The organism is Flavobacterium paronense, assembly GCF_030409795.1.
Taxonomy (GTDB): Bacteria; Bacteroidota; Bacteroidia; order Flavobacteriales; family Flavobacteriaceae; genus Flavobacterium; species Flavobacterium paronense.
The window spans coordinates 102,305-118,276 of record NZ_JAUFQN010000019.1; the positions used below are offsets into that span (position 1 = coordinate 102,305).

Annotated in this window: 12 protein-coding genes; 11 read left to right on the forward strand and 1 reads right to left on the reverse strand. The window is 35.1% G+C overall.

Translation table 11 applies throughout. From position 1 onward, the window contains the following. Positions 1 to 6: 6 nt before the first annotated feature. From QWY90_RS02080 to queG, 4 genes are all read left to right on the forward strand, one after another. Positions 7 to 1,803 carry a cytochrome c oxidase subunit I gene (locus QWY90_RS02080; protein ID WP_290284162.1) on the forward strand — a complete coding sequence of 599 codons (1,797 nt, stop codon included), beginning with the start codon at positions 7 to 9 and terminating at the stop codon, positions 1,801 to 1,803. Between the two features lie 80 nt (positions 1,804 to 1,883). Continuing rightward, entirely contained in the window at positions 1,884 to 2,906 is a 1,023-nt protein-coding gene (gene ruvB / locus QWY90_RS02085; RefSeq protein WP_290284163.1) for a Holliday junction branch migration DNA helicase RuvB, read from the forward strand. Positions 2,907 to 2,915: 9 nt separating this feature from the next. Further along, complete coding sequence (locus QWY90_RS02090) at positions 2,916 to 4,262, forward strand: cytochrome P450 (RefSeq protein ID WP_290284164.1); 1,347 nt, start codon at positions 2,916 to 2,918, stop codon at positions 4,260 to 4,262. After that, on the forward strand, positions 4,259 to 5,188 hold the full coding sequence (gene queG, locus QWY90_RS02095) for a tRNA epoxyqueuosine(34) reductase QueG (RefSeq protein WP_290284166.1): 930 nt from the start codon (positions 4,259 to 4,261) through the stop codon (positions 5,186 to 5,188). Before QWY90_RS02090 ends, queG begins: the two co-directional genes overlap by 4 nt. Here queG and QWY90_RS02100 read toward each other — a convergent pair. Next, positions 5,172 to 6,197, reverse strand: coding sequence for a LacI family DNA-binding transcriptional regulator (locus QWY90_RS02100; RefSeq protein ID WP_290284167.1), 1,026 nt, complete (start codon positions 6,195 to 6,197; stop codon positions 5,172 to 5,174). The two genes, queG and QWY90_RS02100, sit on opposite strands and share 17 nt — an antisense overlap. A 156-nt stretch (positions 6,198 to 6,353) precedes the next feature. On the opposite strand from QWY90_RS02100, the gene QWY90_RS02105 reads away from it, so the two are divergent. From QWY90_RS02105 to ruvA, 7 genes are all read left to right on the forward strand, one after another. Continuing rightward, positions 6,354 to 8,981 carry a TonB-dependent receptor gene (locus QWY90_RS02105; RefSeq protein WP_290284169.1) on the forward strand — a complete coding sequence of 876 codons (2,628 nt, stop codon included), beginning with the start codon at positions 6,354 to 6,356 and terminating at the stop codon, positions 8,979 to 8,981. 95 nt (positions 8,982 to 9,076) lie between these two features. Further along, a complete protein-coding gene (locus tag QWY90_RS02110; RefSeq protein WP_290284170.1) occupies positions 9,077 to 9,430 on the forward strand; it encodes a glutaredoxin family protein in 354 nt (117 codons plus the stop codon). Between the two features lie 4 nt (positions 9,431 to 9,434). Continuing rightward, complete coding sequence (locus QWY90_RS02115) at positions 9,435 to 10,745, forward strand: MFS transporter (RefSeq protein ID WP_290284171.1); 1,311 nt, start codon at positions 9,435 to 9,437, stop codon at positions 10,743 to 10,745. Next, on the forward strand, positions 10,738 to 11,913 hold the full coding sequence (locus QWY90_RS02120) for a glycoside hydrolase 100 family protein (protein ID WP_290284172.1): 1,176 nt from the start codon (positions 10,738 to 10,740) through the stop codon (positions 11,911 to 11,913). The genes QWY90_RS02115 and QWY90_RS02120 overlap by 8 nt, the downstream gene beginning before the upstream one ends. Continuing rightward, positions 11,914 to 12,843, forward strand: a complete 930-nt coding sequence (locus tag QWY90_RS02125) for a carbohydrate kinase family protein (RefSeq protein WP_290284173.1) — start codon at positions 11,914 to 11,916, stop codon at positions 12,841 to 12,843. 148 nt (positions 12,844 to 12,991) lie between these two features. Further along, a complete protein-coding gene (locus QWY90_RS02130; RefSeq protein ID WP_290284174.1) occupies positions 12,992 to 15,283 on the forward strand; it encodes an NADP-dependent malic enzyme in 2,292 nt (763 codons plus the stop codon). Positions 15,284 to 15,366: 83 nt separating this feature from the next. Next, positions 15,367 to 15,948, forward strand: a complete 582-nt coding sequence (gene ruvA / locus QWY90_RS02135) for a Holliday junction branch migration protein RuvA (RefSeq protein ID WP_290284175.1) — start codon at positions 15,367 to 15,369, stop codon at positions 15,946 to 15,948. Positions 15,949 to 15,972: the final 24 nt, after the last annotated feature.

Genomic DNA, 15,972 nt, shown 5'->3' on the forward strand with positions numbered 1-15,972 from the left:
CCTATTATGTCAGCAGAAGCTCACAATCACGACGAAAGTCACGATCACGAACACCACCATAAAGACACTTTCATTACTAAATATATTTTTAGTATTGATCACAAAATGATTGCCAAGCAGTACTTAATTACTGGTATTATAATGGGAGTTATTGGAGTTGGTATGTCTTTACTTTTTAGAATGCAACTAGCATGGCCAGAAGAGTCATTCAAAGTATTTAGCTTTTTTCTAGGAGAAAAAATGGCTCCAAATGGCGTGATGACTAATGAAGCTTACCTCTCGTTAATTACAATTCACGGAACCATAATGGTTTTCTTTGTACTTACGGCAGCATTGAGTGGTACGTTTAGTAACTTGTTGATTCCACTACAAATTGGAGCAAGAGATATGGCATCAGGAATTTTGAACATGATATCTTATTGGTTGTTCTTTCTTTCAAGTGTCGTGATGGTTAGTTCTCTTTTTGTAGAATCAGGACCAGCTAACGCTGGATGGACTATTTATCCACCGTTAAGCGCATTGCCACAAGCAATTTCAGGATCTGGAACGGGTATGACTTTATGGTTAGTTTCTATGGCTATATTCATTGCTGCATCCTTATTAGGATCTTTAAATTATATTGTAACTGTAATTAACCTAAGAACTAAAGGAATGTCTATGACAAGATTGCCTCTAACAATTTGGGCATTCTTTATTACAGCTATTATCGGAGTTATATCTTTCCCAGTATTACTTTCTGCAGCTTTGATGTTGATTATGGATAGAAGTTTTGGAACGTCATTCTTCTTATCTGATATTTATATTGCTGGTGAAGTTTTACATTATCAAGGTGGTTCTCCAGTATTGTTTGAACATTTATTCTGGTTCCTAGGACATCCAGAGGTTTATATTATTTTGTTACCTGCACTTGGAATCACTTCTGAAGTTATTGCAACCAATTCTCGTAAACCAATCTTTGGATACAGAGCGATGATTATGTCAATTATTGCGATTGCATTTTTGTCAACTATCGTTTGGGGTCACCACATGTTTATATCAGGAATGAATCCATTCTTAGGTTCGGTATTTACTTTTACCACTTTATTGATTGCAATTCCATCTGCTGTAAAAGCATTTAATTATATCACTACTTTATGGAAAGGGAACTTGCAATTAAACCCTGCGATGTTATTTTCTATCGGATTGGTTTCTACTTTTATCACAGGAGGTTTAACAGGAATTATTTTGGGAGATAGTACATTGGATATTAACGTTCACGATACGTATTTTGTTGTAGCACACTTCCACTTAGTAATGGGTATTTCTGCTCTTTACGGAATGTTTGCCGGAATTTACCATTGGTTCCCAAAAATGTTCGGAAGAATGTTGAACAAAAATTTAGGATATGTTCACTTTTGGGTAACTGCAGTTTGTGCATATGGAGTATTCTTCCCAATGCACTTTATCGGAATGGCAGGTTTACCAAGAAGATATTATACCAATACCAACTTCCCATTGTTTGACGATTTGCAAAATGTAAATGTTATCATAACAGTCTTTGCTTTAGTTGGTGGAGCTTTCCAATTAGTTTTCTTATGGAATTTCTTTACCAGCATTTTCTATGGTAAGAAAACAGTTCAAAACCCATGGAAATCTAATACATTAGAATGGACAGCACCAATCAAACATATTCACGGAAACTGGGAAGGTGAAATTCCTCATGTACACAGATGGCCATATGATTATAGCAAACCCGGACATGATGATGATTTCGTCCCTCAAAATGTTCCAATGCAACCAGGTGAAGAACAACTACACCATTAATTCATTAGTACAAAATAGTAAAATGCCTTTCCTTCGAAAGGCATTTTTATTTGCAACCAACTTTATCTTATATTTGTGGTATGAATGAAAATCTTAATCCAACCAACGATAATTTTAATCCCGAAGAACTTGACCTCGAAAAAAAGTTAAGACCGTTATCTTTTGATGATTTTACCGGACAAGAACAAGTGTTGGATAATCTAAAAGTATTTGTTGAAGCAGCCAATCAAAGAAGTGAAGCACTTGATCATACATTGTTTCATGGTCCACCCGGATTAGGGAAAACCACTTTGGCAAATATCTTGGCTAACGAATTAGGCGTAGGAATAAAAATCACTTCTGGACCTGTTTTAGATAAACCTGGAGATTTAGCCGGTTTGTTAACCAATCTTGAAGAAAGGGATGTTTTGTTTATAGATGAAATTCATCGTTTAAGTCCGATTGTCGAAGAGTATTTATATTCTGCCATGGAAGACTTCAAAATCGACATCATGATTGAATCAGGGCCAAATGCCAGAACGGTTCAAATCAACCTAAACCCATTTACACTTGTTGGAGCAACCACACGTTCCGGATTATTGACAGCACCAATGCGAGCTCGATTCGGAATTCAAAGTCGTTTACAATATTATAACACCGAGCTTTTAACCACCATTGTCCAGCGTAGTTCCAGCATTTTAAAAATGCCTATCACTATGGAAGCTGCTATAGAAATAGCCGGAAGAAGTCGAGGAACACCTCGTATTGCCAATGCCCTTTTGCGTCGTGTTCGAGATTTTGCCCAAATTAAAGGCAACGGTAAAATAGATATTGAGATTGCAAAATATGCTTTAAAAGCTTTACATGTTGATGCTCATGGTTTAGACGAAATGGATAATAAAATTCTAGTTACGATAATAGATAAATTCAAAGGCGGTCCAGTTGGATTGTCAACATTGGCAACAGCCGTTTCTGAAAGTGGCGAAACAATTGAAGAAGTATATGAACCGTTTTTAATCCAGGAAGGATTTATAATTCGGACACCTCGTGGAAGAGAAGTTACCGAGAAAGCCTATAAACATTTAGGCAAAATTAAAACTAATATTCAAGGCGGACTTTTTTAATTTATCATTATGGCTGAAAATAAGAAATACACTTATCCAAAACAGCTTTCGATAGTTAGATTCTTATTAAAAGCAGAAAGTTTTCGGAAAAATCCAATTCCATTTCACACCAAATTCTTTAATGAATTTGGCGATACTTTCTCTCTGCAAATAGGGAAAACAAAACACGTAATATTATCACGAGATAATGAGGTGGCTGAATATATCCTCCAGAAAAATCAAAAAAAATATCAGAAATCAAAATTGCAAACACAATTCTTGTCTAAATATTTGGGCAAAGGATTACTCACGGTTAACGGAGATTTTTGGTTAAAACAACGACGATTAATACAACCTGCTTTTCACAAACAAAAGATGAATCAGTTGGTTCAAAATATGCAAGAAGCTGTAACTTTTGATCTAAAAGATTTACCCGAAGGAAAAGAGATTGCGCTGTTTCCAATAATGAATAGTTTAGCGTTTAATGTGGTCGCAAAATCATTATTTCACATTTCTTTTATAGAAGAGAAATTGGATAGATTAAAATTTATTATCGAACAAGTTCAGGATTTTGTAATTAAAGAAATACGGTTGCCCTATAAAGCAGTTTGGTATAAACTTAGCGGTCAAGTAAAAAAACACCAACAATTGGCTATAGAAAGTGATGCCATTATCAATGAAATTATAGCAAATAGAAAACTTTCAAATCAAGAGCACAACGATTTGCTAAATATGTTACTCGAAACCCGTTACGAAGATTCAGGAGAAGCAATGGCTACTCAACAACTGATAGACGAAATTAAAATCCTCTTTATTGCCGGTCATGAAACTACTGCTAATGCCTTAACGTTTACTATGCATCTGTTAGCAAATCATCCCGAAATTCAGCAAAAAGTATTTGAAGAAGTTTTGGCTGTAGCTTCAGAAACAGATGATGTAGTTGAACAACTTCAAAAGTTGACGTATACTAATGCCATAATCAATGAGTCCATGCGATTGTATCCGCCGGCTTGGATTACCGACAGAGAAAACATAGAAGACGACACGCTTTTAGGATACAACATCAAGAAAGGAACATTAATCGGAGTTTCTTTTTATGAATTACATCGAAATCCAAAGTATTGGAAAGAACCGGAAGTTTTTAATCCGGAAAGATTTTTAGGAGATCAAAAAAAGGAATCTATGACTTATTTTTATCCTTTTGGCGCCGGACCACGTATGTGTATAGGTTTTGGTTTTGCCATATATGAAATGGGCTTGACGATTTCTTATATCGTAAAGAAATACAAGATAACATCTCAACATCAAAGTATTCAATTCAATCCTTTGATCACTTTAAAACCGGTTGGTGTTTCCGTAACTTTCTCTAAAAGATGATTATCAATTCTAAAACAGAACAGTATTCCAAACTGATAAAAGCAGAAGCCAAGCGCCTCGGTTTTTTGTCTTGTGGAATTTCAAAAGCTGGTTTTTTGGAAGAAGAAGCACCGCGATTAGAGAATTGGTTAAATAAAAATCAGCATGGCGAAATGAAGTATATGGAAAATCATTTCGACAAGCGTTTGAATCCAACATTGTTGGTTGATGATGCCAAAAGCGTGATTTCCTTATTGCTGAATTATTATCCATCAGAAAAACAAAATTCAGAAAGTTATAAGATTTCAAAATATGCTTACGGACAAGATTATCATTTTGTCATCAAGGAAAAACTAAAAGAATTTTTGCATACGATTCAAACCGAAATAGGAGAAGTTTCCGGACGCGCATTTGTAGATTCGGCACCAGTTTTAGATAAAGCATGGGCAGCTAAAAGCGGTTTGGGCTGGATAGGCAAAAACAGTAATTTACTATCACAGCAAGTTGGTTCTTTTTATTTTATTGCTGAATTGGTTGTGGATTTAGATTTGGAATACGACTACGCTACAACCGACCATTGTGGGACATGTACAGCTTGTATTGATGCTTGTCCGACCGAAGCTATCGTCGCGCCCTATGTTGTTGATGGGAGTAAATGCATTTCCTATTTCACGATCGAATTAAAGGAAAACATTCCGTTAGAAATGAAAGGTAAAATGGATGACTGGATGTTTGGTTGCGATGTTTGCCAAGATGTTTGTCCGTGGAATCGCTTTTCAAAATCGCATAATGAACCTCTTTTTAATCCAAATCCGGAATTAATATCTTTTACCAAAAAAGACTGGGAAGAAATCACGGAAGACACTTTTAAAAAAGTTTTTAAAAACTCGGCAGTAAAGCGAACAAAGCTCGAAGGCTTGCAAAGAAATATTAAATTCTTAAAGTAGATTCTCTTTCAATAATTCCGGTTTCAAGCTCAATAGTCTTAGGATGAAAAGGGAGCAATTCTTTTTTAGCATTTATTTCTTCTAACAATAAACCAAATGATTGAACACCCATTTCAAAACTCGGTTGATCAACGGTACTGAGTTTTGGAGTAATTACTTGTGACATAAACCAATTACTAAATCCAATAACTTTTACTTGCTCAGGCACTTTAATGTTTACTTCATTAAAATAGGCCAAAACGCCAACAGCAACTAAATCGGTAATAACAAAAACACCATCAACATCAGGATGTTCATCAATTATTTGCTTTGCGAATTGTTTTCCCTCATCAAAGGTCACATTCTTGCAAGTATAAACTAGCTTCTGATCAAAAGTAATATTGTTTTTCTCTAAGGCTTTTTTGTAACCTAAAAACCGATCAATAGCATTTTGAGGATTTACCGGACCACGAATATGAGCAATTTTTTTACAACCTTTTTGTATTAGATGCTCTACCGCATTGAATGCTGCTTTTCGGTCATCAATAATAACTTTAGAACACGGAATGAGTTTTGAAATCTTATCAAACATAACAAACGGCAGCTCTTTTTTGATAATCTCTTTGATATGTTCATCATCATTAGATTCATTTGACAACGACATAATAATACCATCAACTCTTTTATTTATGAGAAGTTCTACTTGCTTTTTTTCTAGCTCTAAAGATTCATTCGATTGAAGGATAATTACCAAATAGCCATTTTTCTCTGCTTCATCTATGATTCCGTTAATAACATTAGAAAAAAAGTGATGCACCACTTCAGGAATTATTAAACCAATAGTTCTAGATTCTTTTGTTCTAAGATTAACGGCAAAACTATTTGGTGTATAACTTAGCGATTTTGCCAAATCTAAAACAGCTTTCCTGGTTTTTGGACTAACATCAGGATAGTTTTTCAGTGCTTTAGACACCGTAGTGATTGAAATTCCTAAAGTTTCAGCAATTTGTTTAAGTGTTATCTCTCTCATTTAACAAATATGATAAAAAAATGTCAATATTTATCGAAAACGTTTTCGGTATTTTCGAAAACGTTTTCGATAAAAATTTCATAATATTATGTTAACTAAAAATATAATTTCGGAAAATAAATTAACTATAAATACTAATCAAACAATTTACAAAAAATGAAAAAAAGTACTTTATTTATGAAAAGATTACTGTTTTTTATAGCTATAATGCTATGCAATCTTTCCTTTTCACAAAGTAGTAGTTTGTCAGGAAAAGTTACTGACTCAAAAGGCGAAGCTATTGCTGGAGCCAATGTTGTCATAAATAATGCTGGTAAATCTACTGCAACAAATGCTGATGGTATCTACTCTATTTCGGGCTTGTCAGATGGTCCGGTTACAGTAACAGTTTCCTACATTGGTGCTGCATCTCAAAACCAAACGGCAACTATTAGTGGCACAACAACTTTAGATTTCCAATTACAAGATGATTCTAAGCAATTAGAAGAAGTTGTGGTTACCGGAGTTGTTAATCCAAGAGCCAAAATTAAGTCAAGTGTTTCTATCACAACTCTAGACGTTAAACAAGTAGAGCAATCTGCACCGAGATCAACAGCTGAAATTTTCAGAACTATTCCAGGTATTCGTTCCGAGTCTTCAGGCGGAGAAGGTAATGCAAATATTGCAGTACGTGGTGTACCAATTTCTTCAGGTGGTTCTAAATATTTGCAATTGCAAGAAGACGGATTACCAGTACTTTTATTCGGAGATATCGCTTTTGCAACTTCTGACATTTTTACAAGATTTGATAGAAATATAGCCAAAATTGAAGCTATTCGTGGAGGTTCAGCTTCTACATTATCTTCAAATTCACCAGGTGGAATCATCAACTTTATCAGTAAAACAGGTAAAACAGAAGGCGGAAGCATGGCCACTAGCTTTGGATTAGACTACAATGATTTCAGAACCGATTTAGAATACGGTGCAAGAATAGGAGACGGATTATATTTTCATGCAGGCGGATTTTACAGAGCCGGAGAAGGTGTGAGAAGCCCGGGTTTTGTTGCAAATAATGGAGGACAAGTAAAATTTAATATTACTAAAGAATTTGAAAAAGGTTCGGTTACTGTTTATGCTAAATTCTTAAACGATAGAGCAGCAGCTTTTATGCCAATGCCAATGAAAGTTACCGGTACAAATGATAGTCCAAATTGGGGAAGCATTAGTGGATATGATGCAACTCACGGAGCCTTACAATCTGTTTTTTTAAGTCATAATGTTGGTTTAGGTCCAGACGGACAATTGCGCAGAGCTAGTGTGGCCGATGGAATGCATCCGGTTTCAAAATCTATTGGTGCCAATGCAACATTTGAATTAGCTGATGGATGGAAAGTGACTGAAAACGGACGTTATTCATCTAACAGCGGTGGATTTATCGCGCCATTTCCAGCAGAAGTAGCTTCGGCAGCAACTATCGCAAACTCTTTTGGAGCAGGTTCAACGTTAACCTATGCAGATTCTGGAACAGCTTTCAATAATCCAAACGGATTAGTAACCAGAATTCACATGTTTGATACACAATTAAACGATTTCAATAACTTTATGAATGATTTAAGAATCACTAAAAAGTTTGATAAAATCGGAGTAACAGCAGGTTATTTCAAATCTATTCAAAACATCTCAATGTCATGGTTGTGGAACTCTTACCTTCAAGAAGTGTCAGATGATAATCCACGTTTAATTAATGTAACTGATGCTGGTGGAAACTTGCTTTCACAAAACGGATTGTATGCTTATGGTGTTCCGGCTTGGGGTAACTGTTGTACTCGTAACTACGATACACAATACAATGTTTCTGCGCCTTATGCTAACGTTTCTTTTGATGCAACTGATAAATTATCGCTCGAAGGAGGTTTGCGTTATGATAAAGGTCAAGTAAACGGCTCGTTTGCAGGTTCTTCTCAAACTACTTTTGACATCAACAACGATAACATAATCTCAGCTCCTGAAAGTAGTGTGTCTGCTATAAATACGGCTAACACAACGGCTGTAGATTATGATTATAGTTATGTTTCTTATTCTGTTGGGGCAAATTATTTATTAAATGCACAACAATCCTTTTTTGCAAGATTCAGTAGAGGTGCCTCAGCGAAAGCAGACAGAATTTTGTTTTCTGGATTAAATTATTTAGATGGTGGTAAAATCAACTCTTTAGATTTTTTAACACAAGCAGAACTTGGATACAAAAGAAAATTCTCTAAAGGATATTTATATGCTACGTTATTTAGTTCAAAAACGGATGAACAAGGTGGTTATGAAGCGACTTCTAACAGCATCATCCAAAATAATTACAAATCTTTAGGGTTAGAATTAGAAACATCATACAACGTAAATGAGGATTTGAATTTACGTGGTGCATTTACTTATACTAAAGCTGAAATCACTTCTGGTACTAACCAAGGTAACGAAGCAAGAAGACAACCAAAAATGATGTATAACTTCATTCCAACATATAAATTTTCTAAACAAAAGAATGCAGTTGGATTGAGCTTCATCGGGCAAACAAAAGCATTTACACAAGATAGCAATGAACTTGTTATGGATGGATTTGTACTTGTAAACGGATTTGTAGAATTTACAGTAACTAAAGGATTATCACTAAATGTTGCAGGAAACAATTTACTGAATACTTTAGCCATTACCGAAGCCGAAGAAGGAAGCATCACAAATAATACCACAAACTATGTTAGAGCAAGACCTTTGCCAGGAAGATCAATTTCTATGTCATTGTCTTATAAGTTCTAGTAAAATTTCATGTTTAATTTGAGTAATTCCTGTATCAATTTTTAATTGATATGGGAATTGTTTTTAAATTAGTATTCAAATATAAAATGATCAAAATGAAGAAAATACTCTTTATATTTTTTTTCTCAACAGCAATTTTCCGATGTGATGTGTATGCCCAAAATACAACTACTGCTGTTGAAATCAAAAAAGAAAAACCAATGCTTATCCTTTACGGAAGTGATGTTTGCGATCATTGTATAGCCACACAAAAATATTTGAAAGACAACAATATTGAGTTTAAATTTTATGATATCGATAAAAACCCTGAAGCACTAAAAGAAATGCTTTTCAAATTGAGAAATGCAAAAATAAGCACCAATAACCTTGGAATTCCAGTGGTGGATAAAGCCGGTGTGTTGTTTACCAATGTTGGTGGTTTTGAAGAGTTTTTAGAGAAATTAAAATAAAATCATGACCAAAAAAATAAACCTGAGCTTTTGGCAAATCATCAATATGAATGTTGGCTTTTTCGGAATTCAATATAGTTTCGGATTACAACAAAGTGCCGTAAATCCTATCTATGATTTTTTAGGGGCGCATCCTGATCAAATTCCGTTGCTTAATCTTGCTGGACCGTTAACTGGATTATTAATTCAACCTATAATTGGAGCATTGAGTGATAAAACTTGGTCACCCAAATTAGGCGGAAGAAGAAAACCCTTTTTTCTCATCGGTGCTTTGATTTGTAGCGCAGCATTATTCCTTTTTCCGTTTAGTAGTTCGTTATGGATGGCGGCCGGTTTACTTTGGATTTTAGATGCCGGAAACAACACCGCAATGGAACCTTACAGAGCTTTCATTGCTGATAAACTGGATGAATCTCAACAGCCAATAGGCTTTCAAGCGCAAAGTTTTTTTACCGGATTTGGGCAAACATTAGCCAATGTCTCGTTATTTATTTTTCCGTTAATTTTCATCGGAACCACAGGCAAACTACCAACTTGGGTTTTCGCATCATTCTTTTTGGGAGCTATTTGTTCGATTGCTTCCGTTTGGTGGAGTTCTTATACCACAAAAGAAATTCCTCCAACGCAAGAAGAGTTACAAAAAATGCAATCAGAAAGAATCAGCATTTTTACCCCATTTATCGATATTGCGAAAGCCGTAAAAGAAATGCCTAAAGTAATGTGGCAACTGGCTTTAGTGTATTTATTTCAATGGTATGCCTTATTTTGTTATTGGCAAAATTCGTCAAAAAGCATAGCCCTTTCGGTTTGGCATACGACTCCCGAAAAAGACATTAAATTATATGGAGAAGCTGTAAGCTGGACAGGTTTGGTAAATGGCTGGTACAACATAGTGACCTTTTTATGTGCCTTTTCTTTAGTTTATTTTGCCAGAAGATTTTCGCCAAAGTTGGTTCATTTTGGATGTTTGTCTTTGGCAGCTATCGGCTTTTTAATTTTTCCACACATCGAAAACAAATACTTATTGTTTCCCGCTATCACCGGATTCGGAATTGGCTGGGCCAGTATGATGGGAATTCCTTATTTGATGGTTGTATCTAATATACCAAAGGAGCGCTACGGAGTTTATATGGGTATAATTAATATGATGATTGTAATCCCAATGTTCATTCAAACCATAACTTTTGGCTTTATCATGAAACATTTTTTACATAATGATGCTCGATTAGCCATCACTTTTGCTGGCGTACTTTTGATTTTTAGTGCTTTTTTCACCCTTTTTATTTCAACCAAAAAACAAACTAAAAGTGAATAATATTACCTATTGTAAAGCCATCGAGTTATTGCACCAAGTTTCTACAGCCAACGGATTTTTAGCTAGTGCAGAAAACACGACAAACTACAAAAGAGTTTGGGCGCGTGATGGAGTTATCTGCGGATTAGCGGCATTAGCATCTGGTGATGAAGAATTAATTTTAACGTTTAAAAAAACTTTAGAAACGTTAGCCAATAACCAACATAAAGTCGGAACAATTCCATCCAATGTTTTGCTATCTGAAGACAAAAACGATATAAGTTATGGCGGATTAGCCGGAAGAGTCGATGCCGTAACTTGGTTTGTGATTGGGGTTTGCCAATATGCAATTTATGAATCTGATTCTTCTTTTGTAACCAAATACAATTCCGAAATTGAAAAATGCCTTGATCTTTTAGACGCGTGGGAATTCAATAATAAGCACTTGTTATATGTACCACTCTCAGGAAATTGGGCTGACGAATATATTACGGATGGTTATGTTTTGTATGATCAATTATTACGTATTTGGGCATTGAAAAGCTATAATTATTTTGTGAAAAGCGATGCTATAACAGAAAAAATTCAAAATATTATCACACAAATAGAAATTAATTTCACACCCAATTCTGTCGGAGAAAAATATCATGAGCGTGCCTATGATGAAGTAAAATTTCAAGATTATATGCCTTGTTCTTTTTCCCCTTCTGGTTATAAAACGCAGTTTGATGCCTTTGCCAATTCTTTGGTTTTATTGCTCAATATTGGTTCAGATGAATTTCAGAATAAGATATTGAATTATGCTGTAACACTAGCGGAAAATACAAATTTAGGGTTGCTTCCTGCTTTTTGGAAACCCATTTTTGAAAACGACGAACATTGGAATCTACTCAAGAATAATTGCAAATACGAATTCAGAAATCACCCATATGAATTTCATAATGGCGGAAGTTGGCCAATGGTTAATGGTTTCTTCGGATTGGCATTAATCGCAAAAGCACAAACCAAAAAAGCTACACTTATTTTGGATAAAATTAATGCGGCGAATGGCATAAATGCTTTTTCGTTTTATGAAAATTTCAACACTAAAACAAGCGCTTCCAACGGAGTCGCATTTTGTGCTTGGAGTGCTGCTGCAACCGTTTTAGTGCACCAATCATTACATACTAACTTTAAAATGTATACTTAATTGAAATCGATAGACATCATATGTATTGGCGAAGTGCTGATTGATTTTATTGGACACGAAATCAACACCTCTATTAACAGAACAAAAGATTACCATCGTTTTTTGGGTGGTTCACCAACAAATGTTGCAGTAAATGCTTCCCGATTGGGTTTAAACGCTGTCCTTGTTGCTTCCTGTGGCGAAGATGGACTGGGCGATTATGTTGTTAGAAAATTAAAATCGAATAATGTAAATACAAAACAAATCAGAAAATTAGAGGCGATACCAACTTCTGTAATTTTTGTGTCAAAATCAACAGAAACGCCCGATTTTATTCCGTATCGTCAAGCAGATTGTGAAATTTATGAAAGCCAATTGCCCGATGAAATTATAGCTGATGCAAAAATATTTCATACCACTTGTTTTGCATTGAGTAAAAATCCGGCAAGGCAAACTATATTAAATCGTGCCAAAAAAGCGGCAGAACTAGGATTGAAACTTAGCATTGATGTTAATTTTTCCGAAAGAATTTGGTCTGACAGAGAAGAAGCTAAATTGGTTTTAAAAGAATACTTGGCCAACGACCCATTAGTGAAATTAAGCGAAGATGATTGCTACAGGTTGTTTGCAGCTGTAAAATCGGAAGACTATATTTTCAAGTATTTCCATAGTTTAGGAGCGTCAACAGTTTGTTTAACTAAAGGCAAAAAAGGAGTTGTTGTTTCTGATGTTAATCAAGGGATTTTTTTTCAAAAGGCAATTAAAATAGATGAAGTTAAAGACACAACTGGAGCAGGAGATGCTTTTTGGACAGGGTTTTTGTATGCCCAAATTAAAAATAAAAATTTAGAACAAAGTATTTCTATAGCACAAAAACTAGCCATCATTAAACTTCAAAATGTTGGTCGTTTGCCAGATAATATTAATATCAATCAACTAATACAAGAATAAATTTTATAAAGATTTTGAGTTAAGTTAAGTTTTGAAAAGCTGTGGTCTTTGATTGCAGCTTTTCTTTTCAACTTTTTTTAAAAGAACTCCCTAAAAGTTTCCTTTTTTCATTCAGTCTTCTACCTTTGTAGGTATCAAAATAAAGACCATGCACAAAGATAGTAAACGTAGAGAAGCGCTTTTATACCACGCCAAACCAACTCCAGGTAAAATACAAGTGGTTCCAACCAAAAAATATGCTACACAAAGAGATTTGTCATTGGCTTATTCGCCGGGTGTTGCCGAGCCTTGTTTGGAAATTGCTAAAGATGTAAACAATGTTTATAAATATACTTCCAAAGGGAATTTGGTGGCTGTAATCAGTAACGGAACTGCAGTTTTAGGACTTGGTGATATTGGTCCCGAAGCTTCAAAACCCGTGATGGAAGGCAAAGCATTGCTCTTTAAAATCTTTGCAGATATTGATGTTTTTGATATTGAAGTGGATACTAAAGATGTGGAAGCTTTTATACAAACAGTAAAAAATATTGCGCCAACTTTTGGCGGAATCAATCTGGAAGATATCAAAGCTCCTGAATCTTTTGAAATCGAAAGACGTTTGGTTGAAGAATTGAATATTCCGGTGATGCATGATGACCAACACGGAACCGCTATCATTTCTGCTGCAGCTTTACTGAATGCAGTTGAATTGGCTGAAAAGAAAATGGGTGAAGTAAAAATGGTTATTTCTGGTGCAGGTTCAGCAGCTATAGCTTGTGCAAATTTGTATGTTTCCTTTGGTGTAAAGCAAGAAAACATAGTTATGTTTAATAGCAAAGGCGCACTTAGAATAGATGATCCAAAAATTTCTGAAGACCAAAGAAAATATGCCACAGATAAAAATTTCCCTTCGCTTCTTGAAGCTATGGCTGGCGTTGACGTTTTTGTCGGATTATCAACTGGAGATATAGTTGTGCCTGAAATGCTGCTGGCGATGGCAAAAAATCCAATTGTTTTTGCCATGGCAAATCCTAATCCGGAAATAAATTATGATTTGGCGATTAAAACCAGAAGAGATATTATCATGGCAACCGGTCGTTCTGACCATCCTAATCAGGTGAATAATGTTCTTGGGTTTCCTTATATTTTCCGTGGCGCACTTGATGTTAGAGCGACTAAGATTAATGAAGAAATGAAAAAAGCAGCCGTTGTTGCTTTAGCAGAATTAGCCAAAGAATCGGTTCCTGAGCAAGTAAATATTGCTTATGGTGAAACCAAACTGAATTTTGGTAAAGAGTATATTATTCCGAAACCTTTCGATCCCCGTTTGATTGCCAGAGTTCCTTTAGCGGTAGCAAGAGCAGCAATGGAATCAGGAGTAGCTTTAAATCCTATAACGGATTGGGAAAAATATGAAGAGGAATTATTAGAACGTTTAGGTTCTGATAATAAGATGGTTCGTTTACTTACCAACAGAGCGAAAACAGATCCAAAAAGAGTCGTTTTTGCCGAAGCAGATCATTTAGATGTTTTAAAAGCAGCGCAAATTGTTTACGAAGAAGGTATTGCTCATCCTATTCTTTTAGGAAATAAAGAATTGATTTTAGAACTTAAAGAAGAAATTGGTTTTGACGCTGATGTGCCAATTTTTGATCCTAAAACTAAAGAAGAAGACAAACGAAGATTGAATTATGCCAACCATTATTGGAAGTCAAGACAACGAAGAGGAATTTCGTTACTCGATGCTCAAAAGTGGATGCGCGAACGTAATTATTTTGCCGCAATGATGGTCAATGAAGGTGACGCTGATGCTATGGTTTCAGGCTATTCCAGAAGTTATCCCTCAACTGTAAAACCATTGATGCAGTTGATTGGAAAAGCTCCCGGAATTACTTTAATTGCAACGGCCAATATGATGATGACCAATCGCGGACCGATGTTTTTATCAGACACCGCAATTAATCCAAATCCAACAGCAGATGATTTGGCAAAAATTGCTTTGATGACAGCCAAAATGACCCGAATGTTCGGAATGGAACCAGTTATTGCCATGGTCTCTTTTTCAAATTTTGGTTCTTCATCACATGAAAGCGCCAATAAAGTGAGAGAAGCGGTAGCTTATTTGCATAAGTACTATCCAGATTTAGTGGTCGATGGCGAAATACAATCTGATTTTGCTTTAAACCCTGAGCTATTGAAAGCTAAATTTCCTTTTTCAAAATTGGCAGGAAAAAAGGTCAATACTTTGATTTTTCCAAATTTAGAAGCTGCAAATATCACCTATAAACTTTTAAAAGAATTGTACAAAGTAGATTCGGTTGGACCAATAATGTTGGGAATGGAAAAAGCAGTTCATATTTTCCAACTTGGCGCAAGCGTAGAAGAAATGGTAAATATGGTTTCCGTTGCGGTGGTTGATGCACAAGAAAAAGAGAAGAGAAAAAAGATGTCTGCCAAATAGTTTTTGTATTATTGTAGAGATATTGCAATGACATTCTTTCAATTAAAGAATTTTGCTATATTTGAAATTAGATTTAGTAAATAATGATTGCACATATCCAAGGAAAATTAATTGAAAAATCGCCTACAGAAGTCGTAATTGACTGCAATGGTGTGGGTTATCATATTAATATTTCGTTGCATACTTTCTCTTTACTTCCCAATGCCGATTTTATTAAATTGTTTACGTTTCTTCAAATTAAGGAAGATGCGCATTCTTTGTTTGGTTTTGTAGAAAAATCAGAAAGAGAATTGTTCAAATTATTATTGTCAGTATCCGGAATTGGAGCCAGCATTGCAAGAACAATGTTGTCATCATTAGACCCAAAACAAATAATTCATGCTATCGCCAGTGCTGATGTAGTCACCATTCAATCCATAAAAGGAATTGGAAGTAAAACAGCGCAACGTGTAATCTTGGATTTGAAAGAAAAAGTGTTAAAAATCTATGATTTAAGCGAAATTTCTATCTCGCAACACAATATTAGCAGAGAAGAATCGTTATCTGCTTTGGAGGTTTTGGGTTACATCAGAAAAAATGCCGAAAAGGTGGTGGATAAAATCATCAAAGAAAATCCTGAAGCCGGAGTGGAAACAATAATCAAACAAGCGTTAAAAAATTTATAATTCTTGGAAACAATATACCATACA

What these genes read in the sequence shown, in the direction of transcription:
- QWY90_RS02080 (WP_290284162.1), top strand. Translation starts at nt 7, where the DNA reads ATGTCAGCAGAAGCTCACAATCACGACGAAAGTCACGATCACGAACAC.
- ruvB (WP_290284163.1), top strand. Translation starts at nt 1,884, where the DNA reads ATGAATGAAAATCTTAATCCAACCAACGATAATTTTAATCCCGAAGAA.
- QWY90_RS02090 (WP_290284164.1), top strand. Translation starts at nt 2,916, where the DNA reads ATGGCTGAAAATAAGAAATACACTTATCCAAAACAGCTTTCGATAGTT.
- queG (WP_290284166.1), top strand. Translation starts at nt 4,259, where the DNA reads ATGATTATCAATTCTAAAACAGAACAGTATTCCAAACTGATAAAAGCA.
- QWY90_RS02100 (WP_290284167.1), bottom strand. Translation starts at nt 6,197, where the DNA reads ATGAGAGAGATAACACTTAAACAAATTGCTGAAACTTTAGGAATTTCA.
- QWY90_RS02105 (WP_290284169.1), top strand. Translation starts at nt 6,354, where the DNA reads ATGAAAAAAAGTACTTTATTTATGAAAAGATTACTGTTTTTTATAGCT.
- QWY90_RS02110 (WP_290284170.1), top strand. Translation starts at nt 9,077, where the DNA reads ATGAAGAAAATACTCTTTATATTTTTTTTCTCAACAGCAATTTTCCGA.
- QWY90_RS02115 (WP_290284171.1), top strand. Translation starts at nt 9,435, where the DNA reads ATGACCAAAAAAATAAACCTGAGCTTTTGGCAAATCATCAATATGAAT.
- QWY90_RS02130 (WP_290284174.1), top strand. Translation starts at nt 12,992, where the DNA reads ATGCACAAAGATAGTAAACGTAGAGAAGCGCTTTTATACCACGCCAAA.
- ruvA (WP_290284175.1), top strand. Translation starts at nt 15,367, where the DNA reads ATGATTGCACATATCCAAGGAAAATTAATTGAAAAATCGCCTACAGAA.